Annotated in this window: 3 protein-coding genes; all 3 read left to right on the top strand. The window is 66.1% G+C overall.

Annotated features, from left to right (window positions below):
• Positions 1–47: 47 nt before the first annotated feature.
• The 3 genes from uidA (at position 48) to AHiyo1_RS14685 (ending at position 3,393) form a co-directional block, all read left to right on the top strand.
• On the top strand, positions 48–1,544 hold the full coding sequence (uidA, locus tag AHiyo1_RS14680; RefSeq protein ID WP_253257366.1) for a beta-glucuronidase: 1,497 nt from the start codon (positions 48–50) through the stop codon (positions 1,542–1,544).
• Positions 1,541–1,927, top strand: a complete 387-nt coding sequence (locus AHiyo1_RS26910) for a glycoside hydrolase family 2 TIM barrel-domain containing protein (protein ID WP_253257367.1) — start codon at positions 1,541–1,543, stop codon at positions 1,925–1,927. The genes uidA and AHiyo1_RS26910 overlap by 4 nt, the downstream gene beginning before the upstream one ends.
• A gap of 116 nt (positions 1,928–2,043) precedes the next feature.
• Entirely contained in the window at positions 2,044–3,393 is a 1,350-nt protein-coding gene (locus AHiyo1_RS14685) for an MFS transporter (protein WP_059389064.1), read from the top strand.
• The last annotated feature ends 118 nt before the right edge of the window (positions 3,394–3,511 follow it).

Here is a 3,511-nt window from a genome sequence, read left to right on the forward strand (position 1 = left end):
CCGGCGCGCTCAGCGCCCTCGCCCACTGACCCTCAAGGAGTTCTTCGATGCTGAAGCCCCTGGCAACCGCCACCCGTGAACTCGTCAACCTCGACGGCCTGTGGCTGTTCGGCCTCGACGGCACGCTCGGCCCGGAGCCGTGGAAGTCACGGCTCGAAACCCGATTGGAAGCGGCCGTCCCGGCCAGCTACAACGACCTGTTCGCCGAGCAGAAGATCCGCGACCATGTCGGCCTGGCCTGGTACCAACGCACGGTCCGCGTCCCCCGCGGCTGGTCGGACCAGCGCATTGTGCTCCGTTTCGACGCCGCAACCCACGCCGCTGCCGTCTACGTCGATGACACCCTGGTTGCGGAGCACGTCGGCGGATACACGCCCTTCGAAGCGGACCTGACCGGGCTCATTGCCCCCGGGACGGAATTCCGCCTCACCGTCGCCGTCGACAACCGGCTCACCAACATCACCATCCCGCCCGGGAAGCTGACCGTCGGCGCCGACGGGCAGGAACGGCAGACGTACTTCCACGACTTCTACAACTACGCCGGCCTTGCCCGCTCCGTCTGGCTCTACAGCACCCCCCGGTCGCACCTCACCGATATAACGGTGACCACGGACGTCGTCGACGGCGGCACCGGGCTGGTGAGCTACCGACTGGCTACCAGCGAACCGGCCCCCGCGAGTGTGCGGCTCATCGACGAGACAGGGAACACGGTCGCGTCAGGCGAAGGTCACTCCGGCACCCTGCGGGTCGAGGACGCCGTGCTGTGGAGGCCGGGAGCAGCATACCTCTACCGCCTGGAGGTCGAGATCCATGACGGGTGGCACGTCGTCGATGCCTACGAACTCCCCGTCGGGATCCGCACGGTCGCCGTCCAGGGCGAACAGTTCCTCATCAACGGCGAGCCGTTCTACTTCACCGGCTTCGGCAAGCACGAGGACACCGCCATCCGCGGCAAAGGCCACGACAACGCCTACCTCGTCCACGACTTCCGCCTCCTTGACTGGACCGGCGCAAACTCTTTCCGCACCTCCCACTACCCCTACGCCGAGGAAGTCATCGAGTTCGCGGACCGGCACGGGATCGTGGTCATCGACGAGACCGCCGCCGTCGGACTCAACCTCGCCGTGGAGGCCGGACTGACGGGACAGCCGCCCCGGCCCACGTTCTCCCCGGAGACAATCAACGACCAGACCCAGGCCGCGCACGCCCAGCATCTACGTGAGCTCATCGACCGGGACAAGAACCACCCCAGCGTCGTCATGTGGTGCGTCGCCAACGAACCCTCCTCCAACGAGGACGGGGCAAGGGAATACTTCGAACCGCTCATCAAGCTCACCCGGGAGCTCGACCCGACGCGCCCGGTGACCACGACGGCGGTCATCTTCGCCACGAGCGAGAACGACCGCCTCGCGGACCTCGTCGACGTCATCTCCCTCAACCGCTACTACGGCTGGTATGTCGCCACCGGCGATCTCGAGACCGCGAGAAGCTCCTCGAGGCCGATCTGCGCGGCTGGGCCGCGAAGCACGGCAAGCCCATCATGATGAGCGAATACGGCGCCGACACCATCGCCGGCCTCCACTCCGTCCTGGACACCCCGTGGACGGAGGAATTCCAAGCAGGCTTCCTCGCCATGAACCACCGTGTCTTTGACCGGATCCCGTCATTCGTCGGAGAACACGTCTGGAACTTCGCCGACTTCGGCACCGGCCCCGCGATCCACCGTGTGGACGGGAACAAGAAGGGCGTCTTCACCCGGGACCGCAGGCCCAAGACCGCCGCGTTCGCGCTCCGCGAGCGATGGACGGGACTCCACGGCCGCAAGCCAGGCTCAATCACCGCACAAAACGGGCAGCACCAAACCGCGGCACCTGATTTCACCCAGGAACCGGCGCTGTCCATGCCCGCAGGCGCCCAGCGCTCATAGCAGCCACAAGCTCACCGTGGGGGCGGCATCGCCGCCGCCCCCACCCCACCAGTCACCAATCCCTGCCGCAGCAATAAAATACGTCGCGCACATCGTACCCAGACAAAGGAGTCATCATGGTCAAGCCCAGCTACGGGGACCTACCACCCAAAGAAGCGGAATCCGCGGTCCTCACGGACGCGGGTTCCCGGCAAGGACCCCCCGCCGGTATCCCCGACATCGAGGCGCCGGCGCTGAAGAAGGCCAGTGCCAGCTACCTGACGCTGATATCGTTGGCGAATTTCGGCGTCGCGATGGCGTTCATCGTCCCGATGTCCTACTCACTTGCCGTCCGCATCTCCCAGCTCGCCCCGGGCCACGAAGAGCTGCTCGGCTACGTCACCGGAACGGCACAGTTCATCTCCATCGCCGCCAGTCCCCTCGTCGGCGTCTGGAGCGACCGTTTTCGCTCCCGCCTCGGCCGCCGCACCCCTTTCATGATCGGCGGAGCCCTCCTCGGCATCCTCGGACTCCTCGGCATCTCCCTGGCACCCAGCGTGCTCCTCATCGGCCTCGGCTGGGTCTTCGGACTCTTCGGCTGGGCGGCCGCGGGCCAGGCCATCCTGAACCTGCAGGCCGACCGGATTCCCGAGGAACAGCGCGGCAAGATTTCGGCGTTCAGCGGGCTGTCGGCCCAAATCGCCCCCGTCCTCGGAATCGGCATCGCCTACGCCGTCTCCTCCAGCACCCTGCTCGTCTTCCTTGTCCCCGGCCTCGTGGGTCTTGCACTGGTGGCTCTCTTCTCGCTCGTCAAGCGCGAAGGCAGCTCCGTGGGCCTCGTCCACAACAGCACCGTCACCGTCAAGGCCCTCCTGACCAGCTACACCTTCAGCCCCCGCAAGCACCCGGACTTCGGCTGGAACTGGCTGGGCCGCTTCATCTTCTTCATGGGCCTTTACTTCAACACCACCTTCGGCAGCTTCTTCTACGCCCAGCGCCTGGGCCTTCCCATCAAGGAAGTCGCCGGAACCGTCGCCCTGATCGGCATGCTCGGCATCGTCGCCGCCACCGCAGGCGCCCTCACCGGCGGGTTCCTCTCCGACAAGCTCCGTCGACGCAGGCTGTTCGCTTTTCTCGGCGGCCTGCTCTTCCTCGCCGGCGGCATCACCGAAGCCTACGCCCATTCCTTCATCACCCTGCTCGTCGGCGCACTCATCATGCAGTGCGCGATCGCCCTCTTCAGCGCGGTGGACCAAGCCATCATCTTCGCCGTACTACCGGACCGGGCACAGGCCGGACGCTACCTCGCCGTCGTCGGATTCGCACAACGGATCCCCAGCGCAATAGCACCCCTCCTGGCGCCCTTCATCATCGTCCTGGGGGCGGCCGGGGCCGAGAAGAACTACACCGCCCTCTACCTCACCGGCGCCGCGCTGGCTCTCCTGGGAAGCCTCATCATCTTCCTGAAGATCAAATCCGTGCGCTGAGCAACGACCTGCCACCCCAAAATGCCAACCGACAAGAGAGCTGAAACACCCATGGGCAACACGCTCATCACCCCGCCGGACCTGGCGCCGGCCCCCGCCGGAACAGCGCTCGTCAAAT

The organism is Arthrobacter sp. Hiyo1 (assembly GCF_001263615.2).
Classification (GTDB): domain Bacteria; phylum Actinomycetota; class Actinomycetes; order Actinomycetales; family Micrococcaceae; genus Arthrobacter.

Excerpts from the sequence above, each read along its gene's own strand:
- uidA (WP_253257366.1), top strand. The coding sequence starts at position 48 with ATGCTGAAGCCCCTGGCAACCGCCACCCGTGAACTCGTCAACCTCGAC.
- AHiyo1_RS26910 (WP_253257367.1), top strand. The coding sequence starts at position 1,541 with ATGATGAGCGAATACGGCGCCGACACCATCGCCGGCCTCCACTCCGTC.
- AHiyo1_RS14685 (WP_059389064.1), top strand. The coding sequence starts at position 2,044 with ATGGTCAAGCCCAGCTACGGGGACCTACCACCCAAAGAAGCGGAATCC.